Origin of the sequence: Edaphovirga cremea (assembly GCF_003332275.1) — a bacterium.
Classification (GTDB): Bacteria; Pseudomonadota; Gammaproteobacteria; order Enterobacterales; family Enterobacteriaceae; genus Edaphovirga; species Edaphovirga cremea.
Window position 1 is genome coordinate 26,083 of record NZ_QOVA01000009.1, and the last position, 17,342, is coordinate 43,424.

At 50.4% G+C, this 17,342-nt stretch carries 15 protein-coding genes; 2 read left to right on the forward strand and 13 right to left on the reverse strand.

Annotation, left to right across the window (positions count from 1 at the left end):
- The 13 genes from lpxA to rpsB form a co-directional block, all read right to left on the reverse strand.
- A complete protein-coding gene (gene lpxA / locus DRI82_RS13710; RefSeq protein WP_114194486.1) occupies nucleotides 1–789 on the reverse strand; it encodes an acyl-ACP--UDP-N-acetylglucosamine O-acyltransferase in 789 nt (262 codons plus the stop codon).
- Between the two features lie 3 nt (nucleotides 790–792).
- A complete protein-coding gene (gene fabZ, locus DRI82_RS13715; RefSeq protein WP_114194487.1) occupies nucleotides 793–1,248 on the reverse strand; it encodes a 3-hydroxyacyl-ACP dehydratase FabZ in 456 nt (151 codons plus the stop codon).
- 163 nt (nucleotides 1,249–1,411) lie between these two features.
- Nucleotides 1,412–2,434 (reverse strand): UDP-3-O-(3-hydroxymyristoyl)glucosamine N-acyltransferase, encoded by a 1,023-nt coding sequence (gene lpxD, locus DRI82_RS13720; protein ID WP_114194488.1) that lies wholly within the window; start codon nucleotides 2,432–2,434, stop codon nucleotides 1,412–1,414.
- 3 nt (nucleotides 2,435–2,437) lie between these two features.
- Nucleotides 2,438–2,935: a molecular chaperone Skp gene (gene skp / locus DRI82_RS13725; protein WP_114194489.1), complete on the reverse strand. Its 498-nt coding sequence runs from the start codon at nucleotides 2,933–2,935 to the stop codon at nucleotides 2,438–2,440.
- 165 nt (nucleotides 2,936–3,100) lie between these two features.
- Nucleotides 3,101–5,524: an outer membrane protein assembly factor BamA gene (bamA, locus tag DRI82_RS13730; protein ID WP_114194490.1), complete on the reverse strand. Its 2,424-nt coding sequence runs from the start codon at nucleotides 5,522–5,524 to the stop codon at nucleotides 3,101–3,103.
- 34 nt (nucleotides 5,525–5,558) lie between these two features.
- Complete coding sequence (gene rseP / locus DRI82_RS13735) at nucleotides 5,559–6,914, reverse strand: sigma E protease regulator RseP (protein ID WP_114194491.1); 1,356 nt, start codon at nucleotides 6,912–6,914, stop codon at nucleotides 5,559–5,561.
- 30 nt (nucleotides 6,915–6,944) lie between these two features.
- Nucleotides 6,945–7,793, reverse strand: a complete 849-nt coding sequence (cdsA, locus tag DRI82_RS13740) for a phosphatidate cytidylyltransferase (RefSeq protein WP_114194492.1) — start codon at nucleotides 7,791–7,793, stop codon at nucleotides 6,945–6,947.
- A 9-nt stretch (nucleotides 7,794–7,802) separates the two neighbouring features.
- Complete coding sequence (gene ispU, locus DRI82_RS13745; RefSeq protein WP_114194493.1) at nucleotides 7,803–8,561, reverse strand: (2E,6E)-farnesyl-diphosphate-specific ditrans,polycis-undecaprenyl-diphosphate synthase; 759 nt, start codon at nucleotides 8,559–8,561, stop codon at nucleotides 7,803–7,805.
- 212 nt (nucleotides 8,562–8,773) lie between these two features.
- Nucleotides 8,774–9,970 carry a 1-deoxy-D-xylulose-5-phosphate reductoisomerase gene (gene ispC, locus DRI82_RS13750; RefSeq protein WP_114194494.1) on the reverse strand — a complete coding sequence of 399 codons (1,197 nt, stop codon included), beginning with the start codon at nucleotides 9,968–9,970 and terminating at the stop codon, nucleotides 8,774–8,776.
- A 159-nt stretch (nucleotides 9,971–10,129) separates the two neighbouring features.
- Nucleotides 10,130–10,687, reverse strand: coding sequence for a ribosome recycling factor (gene frr, locus DRI82_RS13755; RefSeq protein ID WP_114194495.1), 558 nt, complete (start codon nucleotides 10,685–10,687; stop codon nucleotides 10,130–10,132).
- A 132-nt stretch (nucleotides 10,688–10,819) separates the two neighbouring features.
- Nucleotides 10,820–11,578, reverse strand: a complete 759-nt coding sequence (pyrH, locus tag DRI82_RS13760; protein ID WP_114194496.1) for a UMP kinase — start codon at nucleotides 11,576–11,578, stop codon at nucleotides 10,820–10,822.
- 147 nt (nucleotides 11,579–11,725) lie between these two features.
- On the reverse strand, nucleotides 11,726–12,577 hold the full coding sequence (gene tsf / locus DRI82_RS13765; protein WP_114194497.1) for a translation elongation factor Ts: 852 nt from the start codon (nucleotides 12,575–12,577) through the stop codon (nucleotides 11,726–11,728).
- Nucleotides 12,578–12,719: 142 nt separating this feature from the next.
- Entirely contained in the window at nucleotides 12,720–13,445 is a 726-nt protein-coding gene (rpsB, locus tag DRI82_RS13770) for a 30S ribosomal protein S2 (RefSeq protein ID WP_114194498.1), read from the reverse strand.
- A gap of 359 nt (nucleotides 13,446–13,804) precedes the next feature.
- On the opposite strand from rpsB, the gene map reads away from it, so the two are divergent.
- Entirely contained in the window at nucleotides 13,805–14,599 is a 795-nt protein-coding gene (gene map, locus DRI82_RS13780) for a type I methionyl aminopeptidase (protein ID WP_114194499.1), read from the forward strand.
- A gap of 40 nt (nucleotides 14,600–14,639) precedes the next feature.
- Nucleotides 14,640–17,315: a bifunctional uridylyltransferase/uridylyl-removing protein GlnD gene (gene glnD / locus DRI82_RS13785; RefSeq protein WP_114194500.1), complete on the forward strand. Its 2,676-nt coding sequence runs from the start codon at nucleotides 14,640–14,642 to the stop codon at nucleotides 17,313–17,315.
- Nucleotides 17,316–17,342: the final 27 nt, after the last annotated feature.

Sequence of the window (17,342 nt, forward strand, 5' to 3'; positions counted from 1 at the left end):
TTAGCGAATGATGCCGCGCGTTGAGCGATTGAAGAAATCACTGAACGGCTTCACGGCCGGATATTGCTCGGCTAATGCCGCAATCTCCGGCAGCGCATCTTCCAGCGTTTTACCGCTGCGATAAAGCACCTTGTACGCATTGCGTATCGCGTGCAGGGATTCTTTATCAAAGCCACGACGCTTCAACCCTTCGATATTGATACCAAAAGGCGTTGCGTGGTTGCCTTGAGCAATGACAAAAGGAGGAACGTCCTGGGCAACACCGGAGCAACCACCCACCATGACGTGAGCGCCAATTACGCAGAACTGGTGCACCGCAGTCATGCCGCCGATAATGGCGTAGTCGTCCACTTCAACGTGGCCGCCCAGCGTGGCGTTATTGGCAAAAATACAACGGTTGCCAATCACACAGTCATGCGCGATGTGTGCATTGACCATCAGCAGGTTATCATTACCCACTTTTGTCAGACCGCCGCCTTGCGTGGTGCCGCGATGGATGGTTACGCTTTCGCGGATGCTGTTACGATCGCCGATTTCAACACGGGTAGGCTCACCCGCATATTTCAGATCCTGATTCACTTCACCAATCGAAGCAAATTGGAAAATGCGGTTGTCCTCGCCGATTCTGGTCACGCCATTCACAACAACATGTGATTTCAGAACCGTTCCTGCGCCGATTTCCACCTGGGAGCCGACAAAGCAGAAGGGGCCAATATGTGCGCCAGCGCCAATAATGGCACCCTCTTCAACAATAGCGCTTGGATGGATAAAGGCGTTTTTGTCTATCACGTATTAACTCTCCCGGCGACGGGCGCACATCATCGTCGCTTCGCAGGCGATTTCACCATCAACCTTGGCAACACCTTTGAAGCGGGCTACGCCACGACGCTCTTTAATGAATTCAACTTCCAGAACCATCTGGTCACCTGGGATAACAGGCCGTTTGAAACGCGCGTCATCAATTGCTGCAAAATAGTAAAGCTCGCCTGGCTCAAGTTTGCCAACGCTTTTAAACGCCAGAATACCCGTAGCTTGCGCCATGGCTTCAAGGATCAATACACCCGGAAAAATCGGCTTGCCAGGGAAATGCCCCTGGAAAAACGGTTCATTGACTGAAACGTTTTTTATCGCACGTAAAAATTTTCCTTTCTCAAAATCCAGAACGCGATCCACCAGTAAAAAAGGGAAGCGGTGTGGGAGCAGATCCAATATCTCTTCAATATGCAGAGTATGAGTGTCAGTAGTCAAAATACTCTTCCTGTCTTTAAAAAAACTGATGGCATCAATAACACGGCCTGCTCAAACCCCAAAAGAGGGTCAACAGGCAGGCCGCAAATAGAAACTTTTACCCGGAAACCGAAATGCGTTTTCCGCGTGATTACTCACCCGACGTGGCGGGCGAAAAGGGCGACTAGTCTTTTCCGACTTTACGCTCAACGGCTTTTAAGCGCTTATTGATTTCGTCAATATTCATCACCAACGCGGCGGTCTTACGCCAGGTCTTGTTCGCCTGTAACGGAATGCCCGAAGAGTATACCCCAGGTTCAGTGATTGGTCGCATAACCATTCCCATTCCTGTCACGACAGCTTTGTCACAAATCTCCATGTGACCATTAATCACGCTCGCGCCACCAATTTGGCAGTAACGGCCAATTTTCAGGCTACCCGCCATGATTACGCCACCGGCAACCGCAGTATTGTCTCCAATCACAACGTTATGCGCAATCTGGCATTGGTTATCAATGATAACACCGTTACCAATAATGGTATTGTCGAGAGCACCACGATCGATGGTCGTACAGGCACCGATTTCGACACGATCGCCAATCTGTACTGTGCCAAGCTGCGGGATCTTGACCCAATTGCCCCGATCGTTGGCATAGCCAAATCCATCAGCACCGATCACGGTCCCTGACTGGATCAGGCATTGCTGACCGATTTCGATATTGTGATACACGGTAACGTTCGCCCAGAGCCACGTTCCGGCACCGATGCGCGTATTCTTACCGATAAAGCACCCAGCACCAATCACCACGTTATCACCCAGAACAACCCCGGATTCAATTACCGCGTTGGCACCAAGAGCAACATTCTGTCCCAGTGAAGCTTCCGGCGAAACAACCGCGCTTGGGGCGATATCCTGAGCCGGAGCGGGTGTGGTATCCATGATCTGCGCCATGCGGGCATATGTCAGATAGGGATTTTTAACCACCAGCGCCGGGGTATGGCAAAACGGCAGATCCGCTTGCGTCAAGACAACAGCACCGGCATTGCAGGTTGCCAATTGTTCACGGTAGCGGCTGTTTGATAAAAACGTGATTTGCCCAGAGTGTGCGGAATGCATAGAAGCAATGCCGGTGATGACAAGATCGCCATCACCGTGCAATTGTGCATCCAACTGCTGTGCGAGATCAGCCAGTCGAATTGAAGACATGTATTATTTAACCTGTTTCAGCACATCAGCAGTAATGTCTTTGCTTGAGCCAGCGTAAGCAACGGCGTTAGCATCGATAACTACGTCATAACCTTCTTTGGTCGCTACAGTTTTCACTGCGTCCTGAATGCGGCTCAGAATTTTATTACGTTCTTCCGCCTGACGACGACGGTTGTCTTGTTCAAATGCTTGCGCTTTAGTAGAGAACTGCTCGCGCTGAGCCATAATGCTCTGCTCTTTCTTGGTACGCTCACTGGCTTTCATGGTAGAACCATCACGCTGAAGGTTCTGCATTTGAGTTTGCAGGTTACGTTCCATACCCTGCAATTCGGTTGCACGGCCTTTGAACTCATTCTCGAGTTGTTTCGCGACAGCTTCACGTGCTGGCAACTGTTGGAAAATGCTGGCCAGGTTAACGACAGCGATCTTGTCGGCAGCTTGAACACCAGCTGAAGCAGCCATTGCTAAACCGAGGCTTGCGGCACACAACCACTTTTTCACTATAAACTCCTTACCATCACCCATTTGTGCCCACAGGACACATTAAAATACACAACACGTTAAGAATAACACACTATGCAAACCGGGGGGTTGCCCCCCCGAAGTGCCATCTTAATCTCAACGGCATTGTGATTCTGTGATAATCGCCGGAACGTTAGCCCGGAATTACCATGTTTTACCGATGTTAAACTGGAACTGTTCAGACTTGTCCCCGTCAAATTTCTTGAGTGGCTGGGCATAAGAGAAGACCAGCGGTCCAAGCGGTGACATCCATTGTAGAGCAATACCGGAAGAAACGCGGAAGTTACTTGGATCGCTGTAATCGGGTACACCGACTGATTCAGTCTGCGAAGTATTCTGCCAATTGGTATCCCATACCGTACCGCCATCAATGAAGAAGGAGGTTCGCACGGAGTTGGTGTACTTCTCACTGATAAACGGTGTCGGTACAATCAGCTCTGCGCTCAGAACGGCCATGGCATTACCACCAACGGCGTCATCGGAGTTATCGATCTGACAACTGTCATAGGACGTCTCGCCACCCGCACAACGGTAATAGGCAGCTTTTGGACCAATCGTATTCGACTGGAAGCCACGAACCGTGCTTGAGCCACCGGCATAGAAGTTGTCGTAGAACGGCATTTCTTTACCGCCCAGACCATCACCGTAGCCCGCACGCGCACGCCCCATCAACACCCACTCATGGCTTTCACTCAAAGGCAAATACGCCGACGAGTCAAACGTAATCTTATAGTATTCGTTGTCAGAGCCAGGAACCGTGACTTTTCCGTTCAGGCTTGCACGGCTACCCGAAGTTGGGAAGTAGCCACGATCCAGGTCACTGTAGGTCCAACCCAGGTTCAACATAAAGTCATTGGCACTGAAGTCAGCCGTGTCGGAATGATCTTCCGTAGTCACATCCGGACGCACACCAACGGAGTTCAGATAACGCCACATGGCGATCTGCGGTTCCATATTGGACAGGTCGTTATGGATATAATCCAGGCCAAGGCGCAATGAGTTGTTTTCATTGATTGGGAAACCCAAGGTTCCACCAATGCCATAGCTGCGGTTGGTATAATCAGACAGATCGGCGTCATCGGCTTTAAAGTCGTTATAGAAAATACGACCCCCGAGGCTGACACCGTCAACTGTAAAGTACGGGTCGGTCAGTGACACTTCCGCATAGGTTTGGTAGTCGTTCTTCGTACCGCTGATACCTACCGTATTACCGGTACCCAGCCAGTTATCCTGCTGGACACCCACCTGGAAGCTGACACCACTTTCCGTACCAAAACCAATACCGAAGTTAAAGGTACCGGTATTACGCTCTTTAACCTTGTAGGTTACGTCAACCTGATCGGCAGTTCCCGGCACGCGCTGGGTATCAACATCAACCGTTTCAAAGTACCCCAAACGGTTCAGACGCTCTTTACCTTGATCAACTTGATCATTACCCAACCAGGCACCTTCCATCTGGCGCATTTCGCGACGCAGAACGGAATCTTTGCTGGTGTCATTACCTTCAAAACGGATATGGCGAACATAGAAACGGTTACCCGCATCGATGTTGATATGCAGCTTGACGGTTTTATCGGTATCGTTGATTTCAGGCTGAGTCACGACGCGCGGATAGGCATAACCATAACGGCCTAACAGCTTCTTGATCTCACTTTCCATCTTGGTGACTTTGGCACCGTTATAGAGTTCGCCTGGCTCAATTTTGGTCAGGCTTTCAATTTCAGCAGAATGCCCAGCCATGTTGCCATTGATGAGCACACTGGAAAGTTTGTACTGTTCGCCTTCCGTGATATTCAGGGTGATGTAAATCCCCTTTTTATCCGGCGTCAGGCTGACTTGGGTTGAATCAATATTGAAGCGGGCATAACCGCGATCCAGATAGAAGCTGCGCAGGGTTTCAAGGTCGCCCGCCAGTTTCTGCTTCTGGTATTTGCGATCGCCAACCACGTTCCACCACGGCACTTCATCACGCAACTGGAAGCGCGAAATCAGTTCATCCGTAGTGAAGGCATGATTACCGACAATATTGATTTGCTGAATTTTGGCAGAAACGCCTTCTGTAAATACCAGTTTGAGGTCAACACGGTTGCGTGGCAACGGTGTAACGACCGCTTTCACGGAAGCACTGTATTTACCGACGCTATAGTAGAAGTCTTCCAGCCCTTTTTCGATACTGGAGAGAGTGGTTCGGTCGAGAGCCTCGCCAACCCGGACGCCAGAGGCTTCCAGATTCTGTTTCAGCATATCCTCTTTCACCGCTTTGTTACCGGAGAAAGTTATGCTGGCGATTGTCGGCCGCTCCTTGACCTGAACAATTAGAGTTTCACCATCGCGCAGGACGCGGACATCCTCAAAGTTGCCAGTGGCAAACAGTGCACGGATAGTGTTACTGATATCTTCATCACTGACCGTATCCCCTACGCGAACAGGCATATTGAGTAACGCCGCACCGACGGCGACCCGCTGCAGGCCTTCGAAATGAATGTCTTTCACTACGAATCCATCTGCACCGTATACGGTTGCGCTGCCAAACAGCAGCGACGCTATGAGCAACTTTTTCATCGCCATCGTTGTTATGCGTTCTTCCTAACCTATCCCCAGCCTAAAGGCGGGAGAAATCATTGAAAAGTGCAAGTCCCATTAACAACACCAGCAGTATTGTGCCAATGCGGTAACTGAAATCTTGAACTCGCTCGGAAACCGGTCCGCCCTTCAGCTTTTCTATCGCCAGGAACAGCAGGTGACCACCATCTAACACAGGTAACGGGAACAGATTGATAATCCCCAGGTTGACGCTGATTAACGCCAAAAACATCAGGTAATACACCAACCCATATTCTGCTGACATTCCGGCACCCTGTGCGATAGAGATAGGGCCACTCAGATTGTTCAGCTTAACGTCACCCGTTATCAGCTTGCCCAGCATGCTTACCGTCAACTTCATCAGTTGCCAGGTTTTATCCCCGGCCTCATAAAATGCTGTAAACGGACCATACTGGCGGATCGTTTTATACTCATCGGGCAGTGGAATTACTTTAGGCACTACGCCGGCAAAACCTTCCACCCTGTCTTTCCCCACCGGCTTTGTATCCGGAATTAGCGTCAAAGACAAGGGGGAACCGCCCCTTTCAATCTCTAAATTTATCGATTTCCCAGGATTATCACGCACCTGAATGACAAACGTTTGCCAACGATCTAAAAGCTGACCATCGACTTTAACGATCCTGTCCCCTGCTTGTAAACCCGCCTTTTGCGCTGCCGAGCCAGATTGCACTTCAGACAGAACAGATTCAATCTGCGGACCACGAGGAATAATCCCCAATGCTACGACAGGATCCTGCTTGTCAGGTTCAAAATGCCATTGACGCAAATCCAATGTTTTTTGCACTACCTGATTTGAGCCAAACGGTGCGATTCCTATCGTCGTTTGTGCGTCACCGATCTTGCCGATGAGAGCCAAACGCACTGAATCCCAATCAGGCGTTTCGATACCATCTAAGGACTTAAGTTCCATTCCAGGTGAAATTTTGGCGGCAGCGGCGACAGAATTGGGCGTGATATCCGCAATAACCGGACGTACGCTTGGGACACCGATAATAAACACCAGCCAGTAGGCGAAAACGGCAAAAACGAAGTTGGCGATAGGACCGGCACTGATAATGGCAGCTCGCTGCCAGACGGTTTTGCTGTTGAATGATTGATGACGGAACTCGGGAGCAACTGCCCCCACCCGCTCATCCAGCATCTTCACGTAGCCACCCAACGGAATCATGGCAATGATAAATTCGGTGCCATGTCGATCAGTCCGACGCCACAAGGTGCGGCCAAAGCCAATGGAGAATCGCTCAACGCGGACACCGCAACGACGAGCCACCCAGAAATGGCCAAACTCGTGCACGGTGATTAAAATCCCCAGTGCAACGATAAAAGCGGCCAGACTCCAGAGTATGTTCATCATATAGTCCCTAAACTCCCCGTCTCGGACGGATTAATACACTAACAGCATCAGGCAAGCGAAAACAGGAACAGCGGCAGTAAGGCTATCGATACGGTCGAGAATCCCACCATGACCAGGAATCAGATGGCCACTGTCTTTTATTCCAGCTTCACGCTTGAACATACTTTCAGTCAGGTCGCCTAATACCGACGCCAACGCAGCCACCACCGAACAGATCAAAAGCGTCATAGGGACAACGCTGAGCGGGGCATAACGGCCAAACAACCATGATATCAAAGCCGAGGTCAGTAAACCTCCGATTAATCCTTCCCACGTTTTTCCCGGGGAAACTTTAGGTGCCAGCTTATGTTTTCCAAACAGTTTGCCAAACATGTACGCGCCAGAATCTGCGCCCCACACCAGCAACATCACATATAACAACCACCAGGCACCCGTGGCATGATTCTCGTCATAGCCATACTGGCGCAACGCAACCATTCCCCAGAAAAAAGGGATGATCGTCAACACGCCAAACAGCAAGCGGAGCGTTTTGGAGTGTCGCCAAAGCGCTGCCGATGCCGGATAAAACAGCACCAACAGCAGGGCAACGATCCACCAAATCAAGGACGCCCAAAGCGATCCGCTCACCTGCGGCAAGTGAACGGAGTGATGATAAGCGGGAACAGTCAGCATCATCAGCGCCAACAGAAATCCGCAAAGTATCGCTAACCAGACACGCTGACTACGCGTAACAAATCCGGCCAATTGTCCCCATTCCCATGCCGCAAGCATGCACACTACCAACGTCACGATAGCGAACCCAATTGGCGGCAGTAAAAAAAGTGCGGCGATGACAATCGGAATTAAAATTAAAGCTGTTATAAGGCGATACTTCAGCAAAAGTTCCCCCTAGGACGCTTTGGCGTCGTTAGGTGTTGTTCCCCCGAAGCGACGCTCGCGTTGTGCAAAAGCATTCAGCGCACCTTCAAAGACGAGTTCATCAAAATCAGGCCAGAGAACATCAGTAAAGTAAAGCTCTGCATACGCAATTTGCCATATCAGGAAGTTACTGATGCGATGTTCGCCGCCGGTACGAATCACTAAATCCACCGGGGCAAGTTCTTGAAGACAAACCTTTGCATCCAAAGCTTCTTCAGTGATCTCATCGGGGCGTAATGTTCCGGCTGCAACCTGCTCAGCCAGCGTTCTCATACCCTGAATAATATCCCATCGGCCACCATAATTCGCAGCGATGTTTAGCGTAAGGCCATCGTTATTTTCTGTTAATACTTCTGAACGGTGAATTCGCTCCTGCAACCGTGCGCTGAAACGGCTGATATCCCCAATGACCCGCAGACGGACATTGTGCTTATGCAGGCTTTTTACTTCACTATCCAACGCCCTGACGAAAAGTTCCATCAAAGCAGACACTTCTTGAGCAGGACGATTCCAGTTTTCACTGCTGAACGCATAAAGCGTGAGTGCATCCAGATTATGGCTGGCAGCAAAACTCACCGCCCTGCGCACGGATTTCACCCCTGCTTTATGGCCGAAAATCCTTAACTTTCCCTGACGTTTGGCCCAACGACCATTGCCATCCATGATGATGGCGACATGCCTTGGACCCTGAACGGGCAAGTCAGCCCCTTGTTGATTTGCGGACGACATAACGCGTACTTATTTCCTTAGTCAGAAATACAACAGTCTTACTGGAACAGCGGACCTTGTTTGCGCAAAAAAGCCGTGAACCAATCACGGCTTACCCTCTTCACCCGACCACATTATTTCTTCGTTTTTAAGTGGCATAACGAGAAAGGTGGCGCAGACTATATCATCTCAACGAGGCACGAACAAATTGCTGAAAATGTAAGCGGATAGACTTATTCAGCAAAACTATTCAATGCTTGGCTGGCAACGTCTCTGGCACGACGATCCACCTCTAACACTTCTTCTACCGACGTAGGTTCGCGGCAACTCAAAGAGTCCAGCACGTGGCGATTCAGCAATGCAATATCACTGAAACGAATCCCAGATTGCAGAAAAGACGCCACCGCGATTTCGTTGGAGGCATTCAGCGCAGTGGTTGCGGCCTGACCTGCTTTACAGGCTTCAATAGCCAACTGTAAACAGGGATAACGCTGATAGTCTGGTTCAGTAAAGGTCAATGCGCCAATGCGACAGAAGTCCAATGGGTCAACACCGGTTACAACCCGTTGCGGGTAGGCCATGGCATGAGCGATTGGAGTACGCATATCCGGTGACCCCAATTGCGCCAGAACGCTGCCATCACGGTAGCGCACCATTGAATGGATCACCGATTGTGGATGTAAAACAACTTCCATTTGTTCTGCGCAAGCGTTAAACAACCACCGGGCCTCAATATATTCCAGTCCTTTATTCATCATGGTGGCAGAGTCCACCGAGATCTTGCGCCCCATCGACCAGTTTGGATGCGCGCAGGCTTGATCTGGTGTCAACTCTGCAAACTTATCTAGCGGCGTCTCCCTGAACGGCCCGCCTGAACCTGTCAGGATAATCCTTGAAACACCATGATCCTCAAGGGAAGCATACCCTAACTGCCGCTGAATGCTCTCCGGTAAACTCTGAAAAATGGCATTATGTTCACTATCAATAGGTAACAGTTGCGCACCGCTGTGTTTGACCGCATCCATAAATATGCGACCACAGGTTACCAATGACTCTTTATTGGCCAGCAACACCTGTTTACCGGCCTGAACAGCAGCCAGCGTTGGGAGCAGACCTGCGGCACCGACAATGGCTGCCATAACCTGATCAACGTCATCCAGCGCCGCCAGTTCACAAGCAGACTGCTCACCTGACAAAACCTCGGTTTTCACCCCTTTTTCAGCAAGGATGCGGCGTAGGGCTTGTGCAGAAGCGTCGTCTGCCATCGAAGCATAGCGTGGATGGAATTCGATACATTGCTGCGCCATGACGGAAACATTTTTTCCGGCCACCAGGGCGAGGACTGAAAAACTTTGTGGATTGGTGCGCACCACGCTTAACGTGCTGGTACCAACAGATCCGGTAGAACCAAGAATGGTCAGTTGCTTCATGAGGTTGCTCTGAATAACTGTATTTGTATGAAAGGAATGGCAGCAGTCTGAAACCTCTGCATTCTCTTGTCTATGAGATTTGTTCGGCAAACGGGAAAAATTAACACTACAAAAAGTAAAACGCCGCAAAATGCGACGTTTTACACTGTTCAATACGAATTAAAATGTCATCAACTCAGCTTCTTTCTCTGCCAAAGCTGCATCAATTTTCTTGACGAACATGTCGGTGAATTTCTGGATATCGTCTTGAGTACGGCGTTCTTCGTCTTCACTGATCTCTTTGTCCTTCAACAAAGCCTTCACTTTATCGTTGACATCTCGACGGACGTTACGCACGGAAACCCGGCCCTGCTCAGCTTCACTACGCACGACTTTGATCAGGTCTTTACGACGCTCTTCAGTCAGTGCTGGCAGTGGAACACGAATGCTTGCACCGGCAGACGACGGGTTCAGACCCAGGTCTGACGCCATAATGGCTTTTTCTACCTTTGCACTGATAGAGCGATCAAAAATAGAAATCGCCAGCGTGCGGGAGTCTTCTACGGTAATCTGCGCCAGTTGACGCAGTGGCGTCATCGTACCGTAATAATCCACCATGATGCCATGAAGAATGTCTGGAGATGCACGGCCAGTACGGATTTTATTGATATGGTTTTGGAATGCTTCAACGCATTTTTCCATGCGCGTCTTAGCATCATTTTTGATTTCGTTAATCACGTTGCGAACCCTTGGAAATTGGTTACTTGGCAGACTATACCGTAAGTATAGTCCGTGAATATTCAAACCAACTCTCGCTGGTAAGGATAAAACAGGGCTATGAATTACGCCGTATAAACAGCATGACCTGCCTTATTGTACCAAAATTTTGCTCTTGGCGGTTTCTACGTCGTTGATCAGTGTCCCTTCATTTTCACCCATGACTACGCGGCGGAGTGCGCCAGGCTTATTCATGTTGAAAACGCGAATCGGCAATTTATGATCGCGGGCCAGCGTGAACGCAGCAAGATCCATCACCTTGAGCTCTTGCTCTAACACGGCTTGGTAGGTGATGTGCTCATACAGCGTCGCATCTGGGTTTTTCACCGGATCAGACGAGAAGACACCATCCACTTTCGTCGCTTTCAATACGACATCCGCTTCAATTTCGATGCCGCGTAAACAGGCTGCGGAGTCAGTCGTAAAGAATGGATTACCGGTACCGGCAGCAAAAATCACTACCCGGTTATTGCGCAGCAGGCTAATCGCCTCAGCCCAACTGTAGTTATCGCAGACACCATTCAGTGGAATAGCCGACATCAGGCGGGCGTTGACATAGGCACGATGCAGTGCATCACGCATTGCCAGGCCGTTCATCACTGTTGCCAGCATGCCCATGTGGTCACCCACGACGCGGTTCATTCCGGCTTGTGCCAAACCGGCACCACGGAATAAATTACCACCGCCAATCACTACACCGACCTGGATCCCCAGCTCGACCAGTTCCTTGACTTCCTGAGCCATGCGATCCAAAACACTAGCGTCGATACCAAAACCTTCTGCGCCTTGCAGGGCTTCGCCACTCAGTTTGAGAAGGATACGCTGATATACGGGTTTTGCATTGGTTGCCATGGTGTCCTGTCCTAAGAAGCAGTAAGAGTATTGGGGTTTTGTACATCACATCACAAGTTTGTTGCAATCGCTACAGCCTGAGATGCCATTGAGATAATTCTGGCTGGATAAAATGGAACCGCCAATCGGCGGCTCCATTTTTTTGCATTAAGACTGTTTGCTCATTGCTGCAACTTCAGCAGCAAAGTCAGTTTCAACTTTCTGGATGCCTTCGCCCACTTCAAAGCGGATGAAGTCATTCACATCAGCGTTGTGCTCTTTCAGTACCTGAGCAACAGTTTTGCTTGGCTCGATAACAAAAGGCTGGCCAGTCAGAGAAACTTCGCCGGTGAATTTCTTCATGCGGCCTTCAACCATTTTCTCTGCGATTTCTTTAGGCTTGCCAGACTGCATGGCGATGTCCAACTGAACTTGATACTCTTTCTCTACCACGTCAGCGGACACATCTTCAGGCTTCACGAATTCAGGCTTGCTTGCAGCGATGTGCATGGCAATCTGCTTAACCAGCTCTTCGTCAGCGCCTTTGGCAGCAACCAAAACACCGATGCGCGCACCGTGCAGGTAGCTACCCAGCACGTCACCTTCAAGGATGGCAACGCGACGAATGTTGATGTTCTCACCGATTTTTGCAACCAGTGCGATACGCTCTTCTTCGAACTGTGCTTTCAGCACTTCAACGTCAGTGATTTTGCCTGCAACAGCAGCATCCAGCACTTTGTCAGCAAATGCCAGGAAACCACCATCTTTAGCGACAAAGTCGGTCTGGCAGTTAACTTCCAGAATCACGCCAAAGTTGCCTGCAATTTTGGTTTTGATCACGCCGTCAGCAGCTACGTTGCCTGCTTTTTTAGCCGCTTTGATCGCGCCAGACTTACGCATGTTTTCAATAGCCAGCTCGATGTCGCCGTTAGATTCAACCAGCGCTTTCTTACAATCCATCATGCCAGCGCTAGTACGTTCGCGCAGTTCTTTTACCAGGGCAGCGGTAATATCAGCCATTATATTTTCCTCGATTATCTCAGTGGAGAGGTCTCTCACCAAGATAGTTCTCACATTTAGATAAGCAAAAGGGGCCAATAAAGGCCCCTTAACCAACCATATTCAATACCTGGTTAATAAGGGCTCAGCTGAGCTTGCCTTATTATTCAGCTTCTACGAAGCTTTCTTCCGCCTGAACAGCCAGATCTTGCGAACGGCCTTCACGAACAGCGGTAGCAACAGCGCTCAGGTACAGATTTACTGCACGGATTGCGTCATCGTTACCCGGGATAATAAAGTCAACGCCATCCGGATCGGAGTTGGTATCAACGATAGAGAATACCGGGATACCCAGGTTGTTTGCTTCTTTGATCGCAATGTGTTCGTGGTCAGCATCGACAACAAACAGTGCATCTGGAAGACCGCCCATATCCTTGATACCGCCCAGGCTGTTTTCCAGCTTGTCCAGTTCACGGGTACGCATCAGCGCTTCTTTCTTGGTCAGTTTTTCAAAAGTACCGTCTTGAGACTGGATTTCCAGGTCTTTCAGACGCTTGATGGACTGACGAACAGTTTTCCAGTTGGTCAGCATGCCGCCCAACCAGCGATGGTTCACGAAGAACTGATCGCAGTTGTGAGCCGCTTCTTTTACCGCTTCACTTGCAGCGCGCTTGGTACCAACGAACAGGATCTTGCCTTTACGGGAAGAGATCTTGGTCAACTCAGCCAGAGCTTCGTTGAACATTGGTACAGTCTTCTCAAGGTTGATGATGTGAACTTTGTTACGCGAACCGAAGATGAATGGCTTCATTTTCGGGTTCCAGTAGCGGGTCTGGTGACCAAAGTGTACGCCAGCCTTGAGCATGTCGCGCATGGAAACAGTTGCCATGATAAAACCTCTATAGTAGATGTTGGGGTTATGCCTCCACGTATCCCATACCGCCGACCCCTTGGAGAAATCCCCCTCAGAGCACCCCGGCGTATGTGTCGATACGTGTGTGTTATACACATAATGAGTTGTTGGTCCGATCGCCTGCGTAGCACCAAAGTAAAAAATAGTACAAAACGCAGAGCGGATCGCCGGCGCGCTTTATACCATAAACCCGCCCGCGACTCCACCTTTTGTTGTATCTCACAGTGTCGGGCGAAATGATAATTTGGCAGTAAATAGCTTGGGCTGATACCATAAGCCATTGCTTCTTATTATCGACTGATGTGTCCAATCACAGGGCACTTGCGGAATATTTCATGGCTATTTCAATCAAAACACCTGAAGACATCGAAAAAATGCGCGTCGCTGGCCGCCTGGCTGCTGAAGTGCTCGAAATCATCGAACCCCATATAAAACCAGGGGTAACCACCGGTGAACTCGATAGAATCTGTCACGATCATATCACCAATAAACAGCATGCCATTTCTGCATGCCTTAATTACCACGGTTTCCCAAAATCAGTCTGCATTTCGATTAACGAAGTGGTCTGTCACGGTATTCCAAGCGATGACAAAGTGCTGAAAGACGGCGACATCGTAAATATTGACGTTACCGTAATAAAAGATGGTTTTCATGGCGATACGTCGACCATGTTCATTGCGGGCAAACCCACCATTCTCGGCGAACGCCTCTGCCGCATCACCCAGGAAAGCCTCTATCTGGCGATCAAAATGGTCAAGCCGGGTATTCGCCTGCGCACGCTGGGTAAAGAGATCCAGAAGTTCGTTGAAGCCGAAAAATTTTCCGTTGTCCGTGAATATTGTGGACATGGTATCGGCGAGGGTTTCCACGAAGAACCCCAAGTATTGCACTATGATGCTGATGACGGTGGCGTGGTATTGCAGCCAGGCATGGCGTTCACCATCGAGCCCATGGTCAATGCCGGTGATTACCGCATTCGTACCATGAAGGATGGCTGGACTGTAAAAACCAAAGATCGCAGCTTGTCGGCACAGTATGAGCATACTATTGTGGTGACTGATAACGGCTGCGAAATAATGACGTTGCGGAAGGACGAAACACTCCCCAATATCATTACGCACGAACAGTAAAAACAAGCCGGCTGATGCCGGCTTTTTAATGGGCTGCGCTATGTCTGAAAAGTATCTCGATCAAGAAATTCCGCCGGAATCTTCACACTCCGTTCCCGAGCAGCCCACTGCGCCTTTCTATTTTACTGACGATGAGCTGACCTGTCAGAATCTGAAACTGCGTCTTGAGGAGTTCCAGCTCTGGCTGGCTGCTGCTTTCAATGCCGGTGTCTGCGCTGAAGAGTTGGTGGATGCGCGCAGCCTCTATATTGATCGTCTGTTACGCCGTCTGTGGAGTTACTACGGTTTTGATGGCATCCAGGAAACCGCGCTCGTCGCAGTCGGCGGATATGGCCGCGGCGAACTGCATCCCTTGTCTGACATCGACCTCCTGGTTCTGAGCCAAAAACGTCTGACGGATGCCCACGAGCAGCAGGTTGGCGCGCTGATAACCCTGTTGTGGGATCTCAAACTGGAAGTAGGCCATAGCGTGCGGACGCTGGAAGAGTGCCTGTTGGAAGGTCTGGCAGATCTGACTGTCGCTACCAACCTGATCGAATCACGTATGATTTGCGGTGATGTGGCGTTATTCCTGTCGATGCAGAAACACATTTTCAGCGACGGTTTCTGGCCCTCGCCCGAATTTTTCAGTGCGAAAATTGACGAACAGAATGAACGCCATCAGCGTTACCACGGCACCAGTTACAACCTCGAACCGGATATCAAAAGCAGCCCCGGTGGCCTGCGCGATATTCACACCCTGCTGTGGGTGGCCCGTCGCCACTTTGGCGCAACCTCACTTGACGAAATGGTAGGCTTTGGTTTTCTAACCGAAGCTGAACGCGTCGAACTGAACGAGTGCCAGAGTTTCCTCTGGCGCATTCGTTTTGCGCTGCATCTGGTGCTTACACGTTACGACAACCGCTTATTGTTTGACCGCCAATTGAGCGTGGCGCAACTTTTGCAATATCGCGGCGAAGGCAATCAGCCTGTCGAACGCATGATGAAAGATTTCTATCGCATGACGCGACGGGTCGGTGAACTGAATCAAATGCTATTGCAGCTCTTCGACGAAGCGATTCTGGCGATGGGTGAAAATGAGAAACCCCGCCCACTGGATGAAGATTTTCAACTTCGCGGTGATTTGATTGATCTGCGTGATGAAACGCTCTTTATGCGTGAACCGCAATCCATCATGCGCATGTTCTACCAGATGGCACGCAATCGCGAGATAAAAGGCATCTATTCAACAACCGTCCGTCAGTTACGCCATGCGCGGCGCCATCTCTCAACGCCGCTGTGCAATATCCCGGAAGCCCGTGAATTGTTCATGTCAATACTGCGCCATCCGGGTGCGGTTTCACGGGCACTGGTTCCGATGCATCGCCACAGCGTTTTGTGGGCGTATATGCCGCAATGGGGAAAGATTGTCGGCCAGATGCAGTTCGATCTGTTCCACGCATATACGGTTGATGAGCACACCATCCGGGTATTGCAAAAACTCGAAAGCTTTGCAGATGAAAGAACCCGTCCCCGCCACCCGCTTTGCGTTGAGCTTTATCCACGCCTTCCGCAGCCTGAATTGCTGCTGCTGGCGGCGCTGTTTCATGATATCGCCAAAGGCCGCGGCGGTGATCACTCCATTCTTGGCGCGCATGACGCCATGGAGTTTGCTGAACTCCATGGCCTCAATTCGCGTGAAACACAGCTCGTTGCCTGGTTGGTTCGCTGCCATTTGCTGATGTCAGTGACTGCGCAGCGTCGTGATATTCAGGATCCTGCCGTCATACAGCAATTTACGGCTGAAGTGCAAAGTGAAACCCGCCTGCGCTATCTGGTGAGTCTGACCGTTGCAGATATTTGCGCCACAAACGAAACCCTGTGGAACAGTTGGAAGCAGAGCCTGTTGCGGGAACTGTATTTCGCTACAGAGAAACAGTTGCGTCGCGGCATGGAAAACAGCCCGGATCTGCGTGAGCGTGTACGTCACCACCGTCTGCAAGCGTTGGCGCTGCTGCGCATGGACAATATTGATGAGGAGGCGCTGCACCGAATCTGGAGCCGCTGCCGTGCCGACTATTTCCTGCGGCACTCCCCCAATCAGTTGGCCTGGCATGCGCGTCACCTACTGGAACATAACTCCACGCAACCGCTGGTGCTGGTCAGTCGGCAAGCTACGCGCGGCGGTACAGAAATCTTTATCTGGGCAACGGATCGGCCTTATCTGTTTGCCGCAGTCGCGGGTGAATTGGATCGACGCAATCTGAGCGTACACGACGCACAGATATTCACTAACCGTGACGGTATTGCCATGGACACCTTTATCGTTCTGGAACCCGATGGCAGCCCGTTGGCGCAAGATCGCCATGCGTCAATTCGCCAGGCGCTGGAACAGGCGATGACGCAGAACTATCAGCCGCCGCGCAGTCGCCGCCCTTCGCCGAAACTGCGGCACTTCAGCGTGCCTACGGAAGTGAATTTCCTACCAACCCACACCGATCGGCGCAGCTATATGGAACTGATATCACTCGATCAACCGGGTTTGTTGGCGCGTGTAGGTGAGGTTTTCGCCGATCTCGGCCTTTCATTGCACGGCGCACGCATCAGCACCATTGGCGAGCGGGTAGAGGATTTGTTTATACTTGCGGACAGCGATCGGCGGGCACTGAGCAGTAAAAAGCGTCAAGAATTAGAGCAACGGTTGACAGCAGCACTCAATCCAACCGATAAAGTGTGATACCGCATTTTTTTATATCTTTTAACA